Below are 17,062 nucleotides of genomic sequence, written 5' to 3'. Positions count from 1 at the left end.
ATGCACGCCACGTTACCGTTACTGCAAGCCACCGAATTTCCTGCCTTGCGCCGTCGCGCGCTGGAGATTCTGCAAGTCAACCTCGGCTATAAATGCAACATGAGTTGCCAGCATTGCCACGTGAATGCTGGCCCGAGTCGCACCGAAATGATGGATGCGGAGACACTGGCTTTGATCCCGCAAGTGCTGGCGGCACGCAATCTGCACACGCTGGATTTGACTGGTGGCGCGCCTGAATTGCATGAAGGATTCCGCGATCTGGTGAAGGCCGCCCGCGTGCAGGGTTGCAAGGTCATTGACCGCTGCAATCTGACCATTTTGTTCGAACCTGGACAGCAAGACTTGGCGCAATTCCTTGCCGACAATCAGGTCGAGATTGTGGCTTCGCTGCCGTGCTACTCGCTGGAAAACGTGGACAAGCAGCGCGGCAAAGGCGCGTTCGACAAAAGCATTCTCGCCCTGCAACAGATGAATAAGTTGGGCTACGGTGTGGCGGGGAGCGGACTGGTGCTGAATCTGGTGTTCAATCCGCAAGGCGCGGTGCTGCCCCCGCCGCAAGCCGCGCTGGAAGCCGATTACAAGCGCGAGTTGTTCGATCACTTCGGCATCGTGTTCAACCAGTTGCTGGCCATCGCCAACATGCCGATCCAGCGTTTCGGCTCGATGCTGATCTCCAAAGGGCAATTCAACGACTACCTGCGCTTGCTGCACGAGAACTTCGCCGCCGCCAATCTCGACACGGTGATGTGCCGCAATCTGGTGAGTGTGGACTGGCAGGGCTTTCTGTACGACTGCGATTTCAATCAGCAACTGGGGCTGGCTTTGCCAGGCAACGGCAGACCGCACTTGCGCGACTTGCTCAATCAGGATTTGCAGCATCATCCCATTCGCGTCGCCGACCATTGCTATGGCTGCACCGCAGGCCAGGGCAGCAGTTGCGGCGGTGCGATCAACCACACAGCAGCAACCCCTTCGCACCAAGCTCTCAAGGATGCGGCATGAAACGCGCCCTCATCATTGCGCTCGTCGTTGCGTTGATCGGCGCGTTCTTCGCGTTCGATCTGGATCGCTACCTGACGCTGGAAGCGCTCAAGCAAGGCCAGCACGATTTCGCCGCGTTGAATGCGCAGTCGCCGTGGCAGGTGGCGGGCGTGTTCTTTGTGCTGTATGTGGTGGCAACCGCTTTGTCGCTGCCCGGCGCGGTGATTCTCACGTTGGCGGCAGGCGCGTTGTTTGGTTTGCTGGAAGGTACGGTGCTGGTGTCGTTCGCATCAAGCATCGGCGCGACGCTGGCCTTTCTCGCTTCGCGCTTTGTGTTGCGCGATGCGGTGCAAAGCCGCTTCGGCGACAAATTGAAGGCAATCAATGACGGCATCGCGCGCGACGGCGCGCTGTATCTGTTCACTCTGCGCCTGGTGCCGATCTTCCCGTTCTTTCTCATCAACCTGTTGCTGGGGCTGACGCCGATGAAGACGCGCACCTTTTACTGGGTGAGCCAGGTCGGCATGCTGGCCGGCACGCTGGTGTTCGTGAACGCGGGCACACAGTTGGCCGCGCTGCAAAGTCTGTCCGACATTCTGTCTCCCGGCTTGTTGCTCTCTTTCGTTCTGTTAGGAGTGTTTCCCATGATTGCCAAAAAAATCACCACCTGGCTGCAACGCCGTCGCGTGTATGCCAAGTGGAATCGTCCAGAAAAATTCGACCGCAACCTGATCGTCATCGGCGGCGGCGCGGCGGGGCTGGTGTCGGCGTATATCGCGGCGGCGGTGAAGGCGAAAGTCACGCTGATCGAGACGCACAAGATGGGCGGCGATTGCCTGAACTACGGCTGCGTGCCGAGCAAGGCGCTGATCAAGAGTGCAAAGCTGGCCAATCTGATTCGCCACGGCGAGCACTACGGTCTGAACGCGGGCGCACCCGAATTCAGTTTTCGCAAAGTGATGGCGCGCGTGCATCAAGTCATCAGCGAGGTCGCGCCACACGACAGTGCAGAGCGTTACACCAGCCTCGGTGTGGAAGTGCTGAACGGCTATGCGCGCATCACCGACCCGTGGACGGTGGAGATCAAATTGAATGACGGCACGACGCAAAAACTCACCACGCGCAGCATCGTCATTGCCACCGGCGCGCGCCCCTTCGTGCCGCCGCTGCCTGGGCTGGACGAGGTGGGTTACGTCACCAGCGACACGCTGTGGTCCACCTTCGCCGAACTGGATGCTGCGCCAAAACGTCTGGTGGTACTGGGCGGCGGCCCCATCGGTTGCGAGCTGGCGCAGAGTTTTGCGCGGCTGGGTTCAACCGTAATGCAGATTGAAATGGGCGCACGCATTCTGGTGCGCGAAGATGAGGAAATCTCGGAACTGGCGCGTGCATCGCTCACCGCCGACGGCGTGGAAGTGCTGACCGACCACAAGGCGGTGCGCTGCGAGAAGGACGGCGAGCACAAATACATCGTGGTGGAACATGACGGTCAAGCGCGCCGCATTGAATTCGATGCACTGATCGCGGCGGTCGGGCGCAGTGCACGCCTCAAGGGTTTCGGCCTGGAAGAGCTGGGCATCCCCGTCCAGCGCACCGTCACCACCAACGACTATCTGGAAACGCTGTATCCCAACATCTTTGCTGCGGGCGATGTGGCCGGGCCGTACCAGTTCACCCACACCGCCGCGCATCAGGCGTGGTATGCGGCGGTGAATGCGCTGTTCGGAGACTTCAAGCGCTTCAAGGTGGACTACTCGGTCATCCCCTGGGCAACCTTCATCGAACCGGAAGTGGCGCGCGTCGGCCTCAACGAACAGGAGGCGCGCGAGCGGGGCATCCCCTACGAGGTGGTGAAGTTCAACAACGAAGAACTCGATCGCGCCATCGCCGACGGCACCGCGCACGGCTTCGTCAAGGTGCTCACCGTTCCCGGCAAGGACAAGATTCTCGGCGTGACGATCGTGGGCGAACACGGGGGCGACCTGTTGGCAGAATTTGTGCTGGCGATGAAGCACGGGCTGGGATTGAACAAGATACTCGGCACCATCCATACCTATCCGACGCTGGCAGAAGCCAACAAATATGCCGCCGGCGAATGGAAGCGCGCGCATGCGCCGCAGCGCGTGCTGGCCTGGCTGGCGCATTTTCACACTTGGCGGCGCGGATAAAGACAACGCAGGAACCACCATGAAAGAACTCGTCAATCAGTTGTTTGGCCTGTTTTCCCAGTACGGCTATGCGGCGGTATTTGTCGGCGTGATGCTGGACAACGCCGGTATTCCGATGGCGGGCGAATTAACTCTGCTGCTGTCGGGCAGCCTGGTCGCCAGCGGCAGTTTTCATCTGCCTCCCATCATTATGACGGGCGCATTGGCCGCGCTGGTCAGTGATTTGCTGTGGTACAGCATCGGCCGTCTGGGAGCCGCGCACTTGATACGCCTCTATTGCCGCGTCAGTTTTGGCTCCGGTGCCTGCCATGCCCATACCGAGCAAATGATGCAAAAATTCGGTCCAAAAAACCTGATTTTTGCGCGCTTTATTCCGGGCTTCCGCACCTTCGCCGCCCCGATGGCCGGCATCTCGCGGCTGCCGTTGGGTCAATTCATCCTGTTCGACAGCATCGGAGCCGTGCTGTGGGCAACGGTGGTGAGCAGCGGTGGCTGGTTGCTGGCCGATCAAATCAACGGCGTGGTCGGGCAACTGGAAGGCGTGCGCGATGGGGTCCTGCTGGTGGCCGGGCTGATGCTGCTGGTTTTCATCGTATTGAAACTCTGGATCCGCAAACGGCACGGCCGCGCGGATGCGAACGCCATCATTGCCGCCAACGGTAATACTTAACCCGTGTCCGCCCTCATGGTTCCGTCCCCCGCCCTCTCCATCATCGTCCCCATGCTCAATGAGGCGGCACAATTACCGGACTTGTTTGCCCATTTGCTGCCGCTATGCCGGGGTGGCTGCGAAGTCATCTTTGTCGATGGCGGCAGCCGCGATGGTTCTTCCGATCTCGCTGCCGTTGCCGGATTTACCGTGGTGCACGCCGCGCGTGGCCGGGCGCACCAGATGAATGCCGGCGCCGCTCGCGCCAGCGGCAAGGTGCTGTTGTTTCTGCATGCCGATACACGTTTGCCGCCTGCCGCAGCGCAGCTGATCGCACAGGCCCTGGCACGGGAACAATACTGCTGGGGCCGATTTGACGTGTGTATCACCGGGCATTCCCGCATGTTGCGCGTGATCGCGCACCTGATGAACTGGCGCTCGCGCCTGACCGGCATCGCCACCGGCGATCAGGCCCTATTCGTGCGGCGTGATGTGTTCCAGCACCTGCAGGGCTTTCCCGAACAGCCGCTGATGGAAGATGTGGAGCTGTGCAAACGCCTGAAGTCTTTCTCGCATCCTGCCTGCCTGCGCCAATGCGTGACGACCGCGGGTCGCCGCTGGGAGACGCACGGCGTGTGGCACACCATCCTGCTGATGTGGTGGCTGCGCTGGGCTTACTGGCGCGGCACGGACGCGGTTGAATTGGCGAGGTTGTACCGATGAGCACCCCAGCCCACTCACCCGTGCGCATCATCATTTTCGCCAAAGCCCCGTTGGCGGGATTCGCCAAGACGCGGCTGATTCCCGCGCTGGGGGCAAGCGGTGCGGCCGCCCTGGCGAGGGAAATGTTGCTGCATACCGTCCATGCCGCGCTGGAAAGCCGGGTGGGCAGTGTCGAATTATGTGCAACGCCGGCCGTGACCGAAGTGGCGGCCTGGTCCGCCCTCGGGCTGCCGGCGGATATCATCATTTCGGAGCAGGGTGACGGCGAACTCGGCGAACGGCTGGCCCGGGCGGCGCAGCGCAGTATCGAACGCGGGGAGTGCGCGATATTGATCGGCACCGATTGTGTGGAAATGTCACCGCAACTGCTGCATGACGCGAGAGATGTCCTGTTTAATCACGACGCGCTTTTGCATTGCACTGCGGACGGCGGCTATGCCCTGCTTGGGTTAAATCGCTTCAGCACCACCCTCTTCAACGACATCCCATGGAGCACCAACGCCGTCGCCACCACGACGCTGGCACGCCTGGCACAATTGGGCTGGTCGGTGCATGTCGGGCAAATGCTGCACGATGTGGATGAGCCGCAGGACCTTAAATATCTGAATCTAGAATGGAGTGATCGTATTGTTGCATAGAACGGTTTTATTCACGCTTGGGGTTGTTGCCATGCTGGCACAGGCAAACGAAATTGTCGGGACGGACACTGCTGCAATTGAGTTCGGACCCATTCCAGAGCCTTGGCGGATTTTACAACTCAGCAAGGATGTCGATCCTACGGACTACCGGATGGCGCACTGGCAAGGGGTGCTGGCGATCGAGGCGCGCGCCAACAACAGCATGGCCCTCCTGGCTCGTCCGCTCACGGTGGATCTGAATGCCACGCCGGTACTGTGTTGGCGCTGGCGCGTGGATGCGCCGCTCGTCAGCGCCAACATGTCAACCAAGGCAGGCGACGATTACGCCGCGCGCGTGTATGTGTCATTCACCCTGCCGCAGGAAGAACTTGGCTTTGTGCTGCGGAATAAACTCAAATTGGCGCGCGCGATATGGGGCGATGCCGTGCCGGATGCCGCGCTGAATTATGTGTGGGACAACCGCCATTTGGTTGGCACGCGCCAACCGAATGCCTATACCGACCGGGCGCGCATGATTGTGGCCCAATCCGGCTTTGCCAACGCGGGGAAATGGATGGTGGAGCGACGAGATGTATTGCAGGATGTGATCGCGGAGTTTGGCCAGCCGCGCGCCCGTCTGACCCAGCTCGCCGTCGCTTCCGATACCGATAACACGGGTGAAACCGCGCATGCCGGATTTGCCGATTTTCAATTTGTGGCAAGAAACGCGGCCTGCACGCTTTAACAAACGGTTGACGGAAGCAGGAGAGGCCTAACTTCTAGTTTTCATATGCCAACATCGGGCGCGCGGATTGCCATCAACCGGCAGATATGGAAAGTTGACCGCCGCCTTGAACGTGCCCCACGGAGCACCTTACGTGCGGTTGCTTCCCGCCACGATCCGGTATTCGAACAAACGGCATTCGATGGCGCCGTTGTAAAGCGGAATGCGCCTGGACGGCGTCAGGCGCATCAGTTTGACGATGCGCAGGTCGGCGGTGAACAGCCAGGCGCTCCAGCCGCCGAAGCGTTGTTTCAGCGCGTCGCCCAGTTGCGGGTACAGCTCGGCCAGTTCGTCCTCGTCGCCCATGCGCTCGCCGTAGGGCAGGTTCGCGACCAGGATGCCTTCTTTCTCGGGCGGTGACGCCTCCAGCGCGTTGCACTGTTTCAGATCGACCGTTTCGCGGATACCCGCCTCTTCCAGATTCTGGTGCGCCGCCTTGAGCGCGTCGCCATACAGATCGCTGCCATAGATCGGCAGTTCGCTCACCGGCTGTTGCGCGGCGAGCGCGGCTGCGCGCAGCGCATTCCAGGTTTTGGCGTCGAAGTTCTTCAGGTGCTCGAACGCGAAATGGCGGCCGATCCCGGGCATGATGTTGAGCGACATCTGGGCAGCCTCGATGAGAAAAGTGCCACTGCCGCACATCGGGTCGAGCAGCGGGGTGCCGGGCTGCCAGCCGGTCATCTTCAAGATGCCTGCGGCCAGATTCTCGCGCAGCGGCGCGATGTTGGTATGCGTGCGCACCCCGCGCTTGTACAGCGCATCGCCGGAGGTATCCAGATACAGGGTGAACTGCTCGCCCTGAAAGAAGGCGTGGATGCGCATGTCGGGATCGAGCTTGGCCACGCTGGGACGCGCGTTCTTTTCCTTGCGGAATTTATCGCACACCGCGTCCTTGATCTTGAGCGTGATGAATTCCAGGCTCTTCAGCGGGCACTTGATCGCGGTGACCTTGACCAGAATGGTGTTGCCCACGTCGAACCAGCGCGGCCACGGCAGGTCGTACACGGCCTGGTACACGTCCTGCTCGTTGCGGTACGGCATGGCATCCTTCACGCGCCACAGGATGCGCGAGGCCAGGCGGCTTTGCAGGTTGGCGCGATAGCACAGCAGCCAGTCGCCGGCAAAGCCGACACCGCCGGCACTGGGGCGGACGTTGTCCGCACCAAATCCGCCCAACTCATCGGCCAGGAGCTTTTCCAGTCCGCGCGGACAGGTCGCAAAAAAATCAGGCATTCAATTTTCCAAAAAACAACTCGGCCACTGATGCACACGGATGAAACACGGATAACGCCGCCTTCATCCGCGTGGATCCCTGTGCCTCAGTGGCTAAAAGGGTTTTACCACCACCAGTATCACCACTGCCAGCAGCACCAGCACCGGCACTTCGTTGAAAAAGCGGAACCACACATGATTGCGGGTGTTGCGGTCGGCGGCGAATTCACGCACCAGATGGCCGCAATAGAAGTGATACCCGACCAAGCCCGCGACGAGCGTGGTCTTGGCATGCAACCAGCCGCCGCTGAAACCGTAGCCGAACCACAGCCACAGACCGGTAATCACCGCCAGCGCGCCGATGGGCGTGACAAAACGGTACAGCTTGCGCTCCATCAGTTTCAGGCGCTCGCGCACGGCCGGCTCTTCGGCCATCGCATGGTTGACGAAGATGCGCGGCAGATAGAACAGCCCGGCGAACCAGCTTACGACGAACACGATATGAAAGGCTTTCAACCACAACATGATTCAACTCCTTAAAAAAACCTGGATGCTGCCCGCGCCTTCCAGTTTAGCGGGACAGGCGACGACGAAACAGCACCAGAGAAAGATAAAAACCGCATGCGGTATAACCGAGCAACACCGCGATATGGAGCAGGGCCTGCGGCGGCACGCTGCCGCTCATCAGGGGGCGCGCCAGTTCCACCGCATGCGTCAGCGGCAATCCGCCCGCCAGCATTTGCAGGCCCGGCGGCAATTGTGTCACCGGAAAAAAAACGCCGCATAGTAGCATCATCGGCGTGATCACCAGGGTGAAGTAGTACATGAAAAAATCATACGCCGGCGCCAGTGCGGTGACGATCAGACCGATGGCGGCAAAGGTCAGCCCGATCAGCAAAGACAGCGGGATCATCCACAGCGACAGGGGCGCATGCGACAGGCCGAGCAGCCAGATCACCAGCAGCACCGCCGCGCCGGACATCAGCGCCTTGCTCGCCGCCCACAGCATCTCGGCCAACACGACATCGTCAAGCGAGACTGGCGTGTTGAGAATCGCTTCCCACGTGCGCTGTTCGTGCATGCGCGAAAACCCCGAATACAGGGCTTCAAAACTGGCGCTGTTCATCGCCGAATAGCACAGGGTCCCCGCTGCCAGAAAGTTGATGTAAGGCATGCCGCCCATCTCGGGCAGCAGGCTGCCGAGCCCGTAACCCAGGCCGAGCATGTAGATCACCGGGTCGGCCAGATGGCCGAGGATGGAGGGCGCGGCAACCTTGCGCCAGACCAGCCAGTGGCGGCGCCAGATGGGCAGGAAGCGCAGGCTCAGGTGGGGCAGGCTGTAAAAATGGCCATTCATGCTTTTCGATCCGCCTCCACTGCCGCCAGCGCGCGCTCGGGCGCCACCACTCCCACGCCGCGCTCGTACACGCAGCCTTTGGATGTGCCCTCCGCCATGACGCGATCGCCTACGAGGAAGCGGTGGGCCATGTAGAAATATTTCTCGTCCCAGTGCAGCACTTCGAGGCTCACCTGATAAGGCTGGAACAGGTTGAGCGGTTTTTTGTAGGTCATGGTGTGTTCGGCGATGACCGGGATCCAGTTGCGCCTGAACATCGCTTTCAGCAGGCCGGTGCGCGCAAACACATCCACCCGGTTGAGGTCGCAGATGGTCAGATAGCGGCCATTGTTCATGTGGAAATTGATGTCGATGTCATTGGGCAACACGCGCAGGTTCAGCGTGCTGGCGAGACCATCCCGTTCCATGCGCGGCAGGAAGAAGGCGCGGCCAATGACCCACAGCATGCGGAAAATCAGGTTCATTCCCGCATCTCCCGTCCGGTAAGTTTCAGAAACACATCTTCCAGATTTGCCGGGCGATGCACAAAGCGCAGTTCTTTCTGCATTTGCAGATGTTCCAGCAGCGGTTGCGCGTCGCGCACATAGCAGAACACCGATTCGCCGCTCACCTCAAAACGCTGCGAGAACGCGATCGCGGCCTGCGCCGCCCAGGCCGCTGCCGGTTCGCCGAACACCTCCACCACCTGCGGCTCGATGTGCATCTCGATCAATTCGCGCGGACTGCCCTGCGCGATCAGGCACCCTTTGTCGAGCACCGCGAGGTGATGGCACAGGCGCTCGGCCTCGTCCATGAAATGGGTGGTGAGCAGCAGCGTTTTGCCCTGCCGCGTCAATTCGCGCAGGCGCTGCCAGATCAGGTGGCGCGCCTGCGGGTCGAGCCCGGTGGTCGGCTCGTCGAGGAAAATGACATCGGGGTCGTTCACCAGCGCGCGCGCCAGCGTGAGGCGCCGCTTCATGCCGCCGGACAATGTCGGCACCTTGGCATCGCGCTTGTGGGTGAGGCTGGCGAATTCCAGCAGCGCGGGAATGCGCGCTTCAATTTCCGCATCCTTCAAGCCAAAGTATCGCCCGTACACCAGCAGGTTCTCGGCCACGCTGAAGTCGGGGTCGAGGTTGTCCATCTGCGGGACCACGCCGACGCGGATGCGCGCCTCGCGCGCCGCCTGCGGCACCGGCAGGCCGAGCAGGGTGGCACTTCCGGCATCCGGCTCGATCAGGCCGAGCAGCATGCGCAAGGTGGTGGTCTTGCCCGCCCCGTTCGGGCCCAACAGGCCGAAGCACTCGCCGCTCTGGATGGCGAGGTCGAGTCCGTCCACCACGCGATGGCCGGCGTAGGACTTTTGTAACCCGGAAGCTTTGATGACTGCATTCATTCTTTAGAACCCTTTTGCCACAGCGTTCACAGAGAAGTCTGTGTTTGGTATTTCTCTGTGCGCTCTGTTTCCTTTGTGGCTGATTTGCTTTTGACTCACAACTCGACTCCGCTGAAATGCCGCTTCACGATGTCGCGCAACTGCGTCAGCCGTCCGTGGAAGAAATGCCCGGCGTCGGGCAACACCACAATCGGCAGGTGTTGTGGCCGCGCCCAGGCCAGCGCATCGGCCAGCGGCACCACCTCGTCGTGTTCGCCGTGGATGACCAGGGTGTCCGGCACCACGGCGGGCATGGCGAAACGTCCCACGGCAGGCGCGGCCAACACCAGATGTTGCGGCTTCAGTTTTTGCGCGGCGCGCGCGGCCACGTACCCGCCGAAGGAAAATCCGGACAGCAGCAGCGGCAGGGCTTCCCCGAACTGTTCCTGGGCATAACGCGCGACGGCGGCCAGGTCTTCCGTTTCCCCTTCGCCGCCGTCAAATTCTCCCTCGCTCGCACCCACGCCGCGAAAATTGAACCGCAGCGCCACGCAGCCCAGTTCGGAGAACGTCTTGCCCAGCGTTACTGCAACCTTGTTTTCCATGGTGCCCCCCATTGTCGGCAGCGGATGCGCCACCACCGCGACGGCGCGCGGCGCACCGTCGGGGATGTGTGCCACCCCTTCGAGATGCCCCGCCGGACCGGACAGCGAGAATTTTTGCAGTGCGATCGCCATCAGATTTTCAGGCGCTCGACGATTTTGCCGTTTTTCAGGTGCGACTCGATGATCTCGTCCAGGTCTTTTTCGTCCACGTAGGTGTACCAGACCCCTTCGGGATAAACCACGATCACCGGGCCGTCGTCGCAACGATCCATGCACCCCGCCGAATTGATGCGGACGCGGTTCTCGCGGCCGGAGAGTCCCAGCGCCTTGACCCGATCCTTCACATAATCGCGCGCCTTCTGCGCCCCGCGATTGTTGCAGCAATCTTCCCCGGTTGCGCGCTGGTTGGTGCAGAAAAACACGTGTTTGTCGTAATACGGTGTCATCGAAATCTCCTGTTGTGATCGAGAATACGTTGGTGCGCCAGCCCGAGGTAAAGCCATAGCAGCAGGGGAAACAGCACCGATACGGTTTGCGCCATGCGGTTGAGATTGCGCAAATGGCCGTAGTGCCAATGATAAAGCTGCATGGCGGCCGATGGTGCGTCGCTGTCCATCACCCTGAACACCAGCAGCATATAGCCTCCGGCCGTCAGGAACAGCAGCGGCAGCAACTGCGTGCCGCGCAGGCAGGCGCTCAGCCCCAGCAACACCAGCCCCAGCACCAGTCCCAGCATGGTTTCGCCATTGAGCCACAACATGAGCGCCCAAGATTTCAGCAACACGGCCGCCATGATGAATTTGCCCAGCGCCACCCCGCACAAAATGAGGAGCAGCGAGGATACAGCGGCACGCTGGTGGCGGAACAACGTCAGCAGCAGCATTCCGGCCAGCCAGAGATTGAGCGCCACGGCGAGACCGCCCAGGGGGCTGAACGAAACTTCCGCCAGGGCGGGGAATGCCGGCGTTGCGGTAATGAACACATTGCCCAGCATCGGCAGGGACGGATTGATCTGCGCGAACATCCACAACACGGTCAGCGCCAGGCCGAAGTCCACCCCCGCCCCGCGCTGCAACAGATCGATGCGCCAGCGGGTGATCCGGGCAAACCAGGCTTGGGGCGCAATGATCACCGCCAGCAGTGCGCCGCAAAAAGCGCCCGCGCCGTTGGTCAGCACATCGATCAGGGCGCTGGCGCGGGAGGGCAGGAAGTACTGCACATACTCCATCAGCCCCGACAGCAGCAGCCCCCCCAGGGTGGCGAATAACAGGCTGCGCCGGATGTTCTGGCGGGTCATGAGGGTGAGCGCCAACAACAGGCCCAGCGGCAAATAGGCCAGCCAGTTGGTCAGGGCATCGAACGCGGTATAGGCCTGCTGCAGAGGGGTTGCCAGCACGTGCCGGAAATCGCTTTCCGGCACGTGCCAGCCCACAAACGGCGACAGGCTTGCATACACGATCATCAGCACATAGCAGGCCAGCAGATATCGACGCAACAAGGCGCGGCGCGTGGAAAACACCTCTTGGCTCAAATAGGGGGCGGCAGGCACAAAATTTGTCTCATCCAAGTTGACACCACGGTTGGGGTAGAAAAGAATGCGCCCCGCAGTTAAAAAAATATAACGATATTTCACGAAATATCCGGGAGGAGATTATGGCATACCTGCACTGGTCCAATGATTTGGACACAGGGATAGAGGTCATCGACACGCAGCATCATCGCATCGTCGAACTGATCAACGAACTGAATACCGCCAACGAGACAGGCGACCCCGCCGTCATCAAGCACGTGCTGACCGAGCTCGTCGATTACACCCTGTCGCATTTCAGCTTCGAAGAGGAATTGCAGCTCAAGGCAAACTACCCCTTCTACAAGGCGCACAAGCGCGTGCACGAGATTTTCACCAAACGCGTGGGTGAATTCCAGCAGCGCGCGGCGGCCGGCGAGAACGTGGTCCCCGAAGTGCTCAGCATGCTGAAGACGTGGCTGGTCAACCACATCAAGGGGGACGATGCCGACTATGTGGACGACGTGGTCAAGTCGCTCGGCGTCGAACTGAAACAAGCCAAAACAACGGGGGGCTGGCTGGGCGGCATGCTGAAGAAATTCTTCGGCTGAACCGGATCGTTCTGCCGCCTTCACCCCGCAATTACTGCAAAGACAGGACATGCAAAAAATAATCTGGTCGGAAAAACTGGCGACCCACATCCCCTTGATCGACGAACAACATCGCCGGATCGTCGAGCTCATCAACGAATTGCAGGGCAACCTCGAGCGCGGCGAATTGACCCTGGCCAACCAGACGCTGGCTCTCTTGGTCGAGCACAAGGTTGCCCACTGCGCCTACGAGGAAAGGCTGTTGAAAGAATCAGGCTACCCCTTCCTCAAGCCGCACAAGCATGCTCACGATGAATATATCGAGGAATGCCGCGCCTATCTGCGGCGCGCGCAGCAGGGCGAATATGTCGCGCAGAAGGCGCTGGCGCTCGTCAAACCCTGGATGGTCAGCCATATCCAGGGCGAAGACCTGGATTACGCGCACTTTGTAAAACAACACCACGACAAAGGCGCCGAGCCGACCGTGCCGTGGCACTTGCGTACCCTGAACCGGTTTTTCCCGAACCGGGAAAAGTGAGCGGTCCGCCGGTGATCCGGCGAACCCATCGCGCGCTGCCGATTGCCAGACAGGCTGCTAGTGAAGTGTTGCGCGCTATCTGGAACTTATGTCAATGCGCGGGAAAGCCTGTGTGGGTCGGACTTCAGTCCGACCCACAAATGTTCGAAATAAGTGCCATCAAGAATGCAACACTGCACTAGTGCGCCTCGTCCCAGTTCTGCCCCTCGCCCAATCCCACCTCCAGCGGTACCTTGAGTTCGGCAACGCCGCACATCAGCGCGCGCAGTTCAGCTTTCACGACGGACAATTCGCCCTGTGGCACTTCCAGCACCAGTTCGTCATGCACCTGCATGATGAGCTGGGTTGCCAACTTCTCTTTCTCCAGCCAATCCTGCACCGCGATCATCGCCAACTTGATGAGGTCGGCGGCGGTGCCCTGCATCGGCGCATTGATCGCCGCGCGCTCGGCAGCCTGTCTTCTCATGCCGTTGGCCCCGTTGATCTCGGGCAACCACAATCTGCGCCCGAACCAGGTCTCGACGAACCCTTGCGCTTTCGCCTGTTCGCGCGTGCTGTCCATGTAGCGTTTCACCCCGGGGTAACGCGCAAAATAAAGGTCGATGTATTGCTGCGCGGCTGCCCGCTCGATGCCGAGCTGACCGGCCAGGCCGAAGGCCGACATGCCGTAGATGAGGCCGAAGTTGATGACCTTGGCGTAACGGCGCTGCTCGCTGCTCACCGCGTCGAGCGCAACGTTGAACACTTCGGCGGCGGTGGCGCGGTGGATGTCCTCGCCGGCCGCAAAGGCTTTCAGCAATCCTTCGTCGCCGGACAGGTGCGCCATGATGCGCAACTCGATCTGCGAATAATCGGCGGAGACGATGCGGCTGCCTTGCGGCGCGATGAAGGCTTCGCGGATGCGGCGGCCTTCGGGGGTGCGCACCGGGATATTCTGCAGGTTGGGATCGCTCGATGCCAGGCGCCCGGTCACGGCCACGGCCTGCGCGTAGCTGGTGTGCACGCGGCCGGTCTTGGCATTCACCATCTGCGGCAGTTTGTCGGTATAGGTGGATTTGAGTTTCGCCATGCCGCGATGCTCGAGCAGGATTTTCGGCAGCGGATAATCCAGCGCGAGCTCCTGCAACACTTCCTCGTCCGTCGAACGCGCACCCGTGGCCGTCTTCTTTTTGGCCGGGATGCCCAGCTTGTCGAACAGGATCTCCTGCAACTGCTTGGGCGAAGCGAGGTTGAACGGCTGCCCGGCCAGTTCGAACGCCTGCTGCTCGATCTCGTTTATCCGCAAGCCCAGCTCGTGGCTTTGCCGCGAGAGTTTGCCGCTGTCGATCAGCACGCCGTTGCGCTCCATCTTGAACAATACTTCTCGCACCGGAATCTCGATGTCGCGGTACACCTCGGCCAATCGGCCCTGCAACTGCGGCGACAGCGTGTTGTGTAATTGCAGGGTGATGTCGGCATCCTCTGCCGCGTACTTCGTCGCCGTTTCGACATCGACCTGATCGAAGCCAATCTGCTTGGCGCCCTTGCCCACGATATCGGTGTAGCTGAGGGTGCTCATGCCGAGATGGCGCAGCGCGAGATTGCCCAGTTCGTGCGGCTTGTGCGATTCCAGCACATAGGATTGCAGCAGGGTGTCCTCGGCGATGCCGCGCAGGTTGACGCCGTGGTTGGCAAAGATATGCTGGTCGTATTTGAGGTTCTGGCCGAGCTTCTTGTGCTGCCCGCTTTCCAGCCAATGCCGCAATATTTGCAACGCCTGTTCGCGCCCGAGCTGGTCCGGCGCGCCGGGATAGTGGTGCGCCAGCGGCAGATAGGCGGCCTGGTGCGGATCGATGCAGAAGGAAATGCCGACCAGTTGCGCGGTCATCGGATCCAGGCCGGTGGTCTCGGTGTCGAGGCTCACCAGCGGTGCCGCCCCCAGTTTTTCCAGCCAGGCATCAAGTTGGCTTGCGGTGAGGAGGGTTTCGTAATGGGAGGTGTCGTTCTGGAACAGGTCTTGCGGCGCTGCGGGTTGCGAGAAGTCGCGCTGCGCGGTGCTGCCCGCGGCGCGCGGCTTGGGGGCAGACGCATTGCCGGTCAGCTCGCGCATCAGGGTGCGGAAGCCGAAGCGTTCATACAGGGCTTGCAGTTTTTCGGTATCGGCAGCGGGCGCGACCAGTTCGTCGAAATGTTTGGGAAGCTGAACGTCGCATTTCACCGTGACCAGTTGTTTGCCCATGGGCAGCCATGCCAATGCATCGCGCAGGTTGTTGCCGACCGCGCCTTTCACGTCATCGGCATGCGCGATCAGGTTGTCCAGCGTGCCGTATTCTGCCAGCCATTTGACGGCAGTCTTGGGTCCGCACTTGGGCACGCCGGGCACGTTGTCCACGGTGTCGCCGACCAGCGCGAGGTAATCCACGATGCGCTCGGGCGGCACGCCGAACTTGGCGGTAACGCCGGCGACATCCAGTCGCTCCTCGCTCATGGTGTTCACCCACAGCGTACGATCATCCACCAGTTGCGTGAGGTCCTTGTCGCCGGTGGAAATGATGCAGCGCGCGCCGTTGCGCGAAGCTTCGCGGGCCAGCGTGCCGATCACGTCGTCTGCCTCCACACCGTCCACCATCAGGATGTTCCAGCCGGCGGCGGCCACGACCTCGTGCAGCGGCTCGATCTGCGCGCGCAGGTCGTCCGGCATCGGGGGCCGATGCGCCTTGTATTCGGGGAACCAGTCGTCGCGGAACGTCTTGCCCTTCGCATCGAACACACAGGCGCTATAATCCGCCGGGAAATCGGCGCGCAGCCGGCGCAGCATGTTGAGCACGCCGTGGATGGCGCCGGTCGGTTCGCCCTGCGGGCTGCGCAGATCGGGCATGGCGTGGAAAGCGCGGTAGAGATAGGACGAGCCGTCCACCAACAACAGGGTTTTCATCTTTCAGGGATCCGCTATGAACAACGAAATGAAACTGCCGCCGGCGCAATCGCCCGAATTGATGCAGTCGAAGGAGTCGTGGCGGGTGTTCGGCATTATGTCAGAATTCGTCTCCGCCACCGAACGCCTCTCCAACATCCATCCGGCAGTCAGCCTGTTCGGCAGCGCGCGCACCCCGCACGACCATCCGTACTACCAACTGGCCGAAGAAATCTCGCGCCTGTTGTCCGATGCGGGTTTCTCGGTCATCTCCGGCGGCGGTCCCGGCATCATGGAGGCGGCCAACAAAGGGGCGTTTTACGGCAAGTCGCCCAGCGTCGGTCTCAACATCCAGTTGCCGCACGAGCAGCACAACAACCCCTACCAGAACATCAGCCAGACCTTCCATCATTTCTTCACGCGCAAGGTGATGTTCGTCAAATTCGCCAGCGCCTATGTGGTGATGCCCGGCGGTTTCGGCACGCTGGACGAATTGATGGAAGCGCTGACGCTGGTGCAGACCGGCAAGACGCGGCGCATCCCGATCATCCTGGTCGGCAGCCGCTTCTGGGGCGGGATGGTGGACTGGATCCGCAACAGCCTGCTCACCGAAGGCATGATCAATCCCGGCGACATCGACCTGCTGCAGGTCATCGACGCGCCGGAACAGGTCGTGGCCGCCATCTTCAAGCACTATGAAACACGCGGCTTCGAGCCTTCGGCGGCGGAACGCGAAATGCAACTCAACCTTTGACCACGGAAACCATCATGCGCCTTCTCGTCCTGTGCATTGCCTGCCTGCTGACCCCGCTCGCCCAAGCGGCCGAACAACCGCAAATCCCGCCCAGCGTGAGCGGCGACGCCACCGACCAGCCCGCCGTGACCATCTCGCGCGAAGCCGGACAGACGGTGGAGGAATACCGCGCCAACGGCAAGCTCTACATGATCAAGATCACGCCGAAACACGGTGTGCCCTACTATCTGGTGGATGATCTCGGTGATGGCAAGTTCTCGCGCCATGAAGGTCTGGATTCCGGCCTGCGCGTGCCGCGCTGGACCTTGTTCAGTTTTTGACGGTCAAGAC

Annotated in this window: 19 protein-coding genes; 10 read left to right on the top strand and 9 right to left on the bottom strand. The window is 61.0% G+C overall.

Translation table 11 applies throughout. The features are described from left to right. Genes arsS through ACKTSJ_RS04460 form a run of 6 tightly spaced genes read left to right on the top strand, consistent with a single transcriptional unit; the run spans position 1 to position 5,883 of the window. Complete coding sequence (gene arsS, locus ACKTSJ_RS04485; protein WP_407897804.1) at positions 1–1,002, top strand: arsenosugar biosynthesis radical SAM (seleno)protein ArsS; 1,002 nt, start codon at positions 1–3, stop codon at positions 1,000–1,002. After that, entirely contained in the window at positions 999–3,149 is a 2,151-nt protein-coding gene (locus tag ACKTSJ_RS04480; protein WP_407897802.1) for an FAD-dependent oxidoreductase, read from the top strand. Before arsS ends, ACKTSJ_RS04480 begins: the two co-directional genes overlap by 4 nt. 19 nt (positions 3,150–3,168) lie before the next feature. Beyond that, positions 3,169–3,819 (top strand): DedA family protein, encoded by a 651-nt coding sequence (locus tag ACKTSJ_RS04475; protein WP_407897801.1) that lies wholly within the window; start codon positions 3,169–3,171, stop codon positions 3,817–3,819. Between the two features lie 3 nt (positions 3,820–3,822). After that, the gene (locus ACKTSJ_RS04470; protein ID WP_407897799.1) at positions 3,823–4,521 is read left to right on the top strand and encodes a TIGR04283 family arsenosugar biosynthesis glycosyltransferase; all 699 of its coding nucleotides are present in this window, start codon (positions 3,823–3,825) and stop codon (positions 4,519–4,521) included. Further along, entirely contained in the window at positions 4,518–5,159 is a 642-nt protein-coding gene (locus ACKTSJ_RS04465) for a TIGR04282 family arsenosugar biosynthesis glycosyltransferase (protein ID WP_407897798.1), read from the top strand. Before ACKTSJ_RS04470 ends, ACKTSJ_RS04465 begins: the two co-directional genes overlap by 4 nt. A 31-nt stretch (positions 5,160–5,190) precedes the next feature. Next, entirely contained in the window at positions 5,191–5,883 is a 693-nt protein-coding gene (locus tag ACKTSJ_RS04460) for a DUF3047 domain-containing protein (protein WP_407897797.1), read from the top strand. Between the two features lie 129 nt (positions 5,884–6,012). On the opposite strand, the gene ACKTSJ_RS04455 is transcribed toward ACKTSJ_RS04460, so the two are convergent. The 8 genes from ACKTSJ_RS04455 to ACKTSJ_RS04420 form a co-directional block, all read right to left on the bottom strand. Further along, positions 6,013–7,155, bottom strand: a complete 1,143-nt coding sequence (locus ACKTSJ_RS04455; RefSeq protein WP_407897796.1) for a class I SAM-dependent RNA methyltransferase — start codon at positions 7,153–7,155, stop codon at positions 6,013–6,015. A gap of 93 nt (positions 7,156–7,248) precedes the next feature. Continuing rightward, on the bottom strand, positions 7,249–7,659 hold the full coding sequence (locus tag ACKTSJ_RS04450; protein WP_407897794.1) for a CopD family protein: 411 nt from the start codon (positions 7,657–7,659) through the stop codon (positions 7,249–7,251). Positions 7,660–7,705: 46 nt separating this feature from the next. Next, on the bottom strand, positions 7,706–8,491 hold the full coding sequence (locus ACKTSJ_RS04445; RefSeq protein WP_407897792.1) for an ABC transporter permease: 786 nt from the start codon (positions 8,489–8,491) through the stop codon (positions 7,706–7,708). Then, on the bottom strand, positions 8,488–8,955 hold the full coding sequence (locus ACKTSJ_RS04440; protein WP_407897790.1) for a thioesterase family protein: 468 nt from the start codon (positions 8,953–8,955) through the stop codon (positions 8,488–8,490). Before ACKTSJ_RS04440 ends, ACKTSJ_RS04445 begins: the two co-directional genes overlap by 4 nt. Further along, a complete protein-coding gene (locus ACKTSJ_RS04435; RefSeq protein ID WP_407897788.1) occupies positions 8,952–9,866 on the bottom strand; it encodes an ATP-binding cassette domain-containing protein in 915 nt (304 codons plus the stop codon). The genes ACKTSJ_RS04440 and ACKTSJ_RS04435 overlap by 4 nt, the downstream gene beginning before the upstream one ends. Before the next feature lie 95 nt (positions 9,867–9,961). After that, positions 9,962–10,582 (bottom strand): alpha/beta hydrolase, encoded by a 621-nt coding sequence (locus ACKTSJ_RS04430; RefSeq protein ID WP_407897786.1) that lies wholly within the window; start codon positions 10,580–10,582, stop codon positions 9,962–9,964. Beyond that, the gene (locus ACKTSJ_RS04425; protein ID WP_407897784.1) at positions 10,582–10,896 is read right to left on the bottom strand and encodes a (2Fe-2S) ferredoxin domain-containing protein; all 315 of its coding nucleotides are present in this window, start codon (positions 10,894–10,896) and stop codon (positions 10,582–10,584) included. Before ACKTSJ_RS04425 ends, ACKTSJ_RS04430 begins: the two co-directional genes overlap by 1 nt. Next, positions 10,893–12,017, bottom strand: coding sequence for a VanZ family protein (locus ACKTSJ_RS04420; RefSeq protein ID WP_407897782.1), 1,125 nt, complete (start codon positions 12,015–12,017; stop codon positions 10,893–10,895). The genes ACKTSJ_RS04425 and ACKTSJ_RS04420 overlap by 4 nt, the downstream gene beginning before the upstream one ends. Before the next feature lie 86 nt (positions 12,018–12,103). On the opposite strand from ACKTSJ_RS04420, the gene ACKTSJ_RS04415 reads away from it, so the two are divergent. Together ACKTSJ_RS04415 and ACKTSJ_RS04410 are read left to right on the top strand one after the other, a co-directional pair. Further along, on the top strand, positions 12,104–12,568 hold the full coding sequence (locus ACKTSJ_RS04415) for a bacteriohemerythrin (RefSeq protein WP_407897780.1): 465 nt from the start codon (positions 12,104–12,106) through the stop codon (positions 12,566–12,568). Positions 12,569–12,617: 49 nt separating this feature from the next. Beyond that, the gene (locus ACKTSJ_RS04410; protein WP_407897778.1) at positions 12,618–13,085 is read left to right on the top strand and encodes a bacteriohemerythrin; all 468 of its coding nucleotides are present in this window, start codon (positions 12,618–12,620) and stop codon (positions 13,083–13,085) included. A 178-nt stretch (positions 13,086–13,263) separates the two neighbouring features. Here the strand turns inward: ACKTSJ_RS04410 and polA are convergent, their stop codons facing one another. After that, positions 13,264–15,999, bottom strand: coding sequence for a DNA polymerase I (gene polA / locus ACKTSJ_RS04405; protein WP_407897776.1), 2,736 nt, complete (start codon positions 15,997–15,999; stop codon positions 13,264–13,266). 16 nt (positions 16,000–16,015) lie between these two features. Between polA and ACKTSJ_RS04400 the strand changes: the two genes are divergently transcribed. Both ACKTSJ_RS04400 and ACKTSJ_RS04395 read left to right on the top strand, forming a co-directional pair. Beyond that, on the top strand, positions 16,016–16,732 hold the full coding sequence (locus ACKTSJ_RS04400) for a TIGR00730 family Rossman fold protein (protein WP_407897775.1): 717 nt from the start codon (positions 16,016–16,018) through the stop codon (positions 16,730–16,732). Positions 16,733–16,746: 14 nt separating this feature from the next. Continuing rightward, positions 16,747–17,052 (top strand): DUF2782 domain-containing protein, encoded by a 306-nt coding sequence (locus tag ACKTSJ_RS04395; protein ID WP_407897773.1) that lies wholly within the window; start codon positions 16,747–16,749, stop codon positions 17,050–17,052. Positions 17,053–17,062 lie beyond the last annotated feature (10 nt).

This window comes from Ferrigenium sp. UT5 (assembly GCF_045866295.1).
Classification (GTDB): Bacteria; Pseudomonadota; Gammaproteobacteria; order Burkholderiales; family Gallionellaceae; genus Sideroxyarcus.
This window is presented reverse-complemented; position numbering and strand designations above follow the sequence as displayed.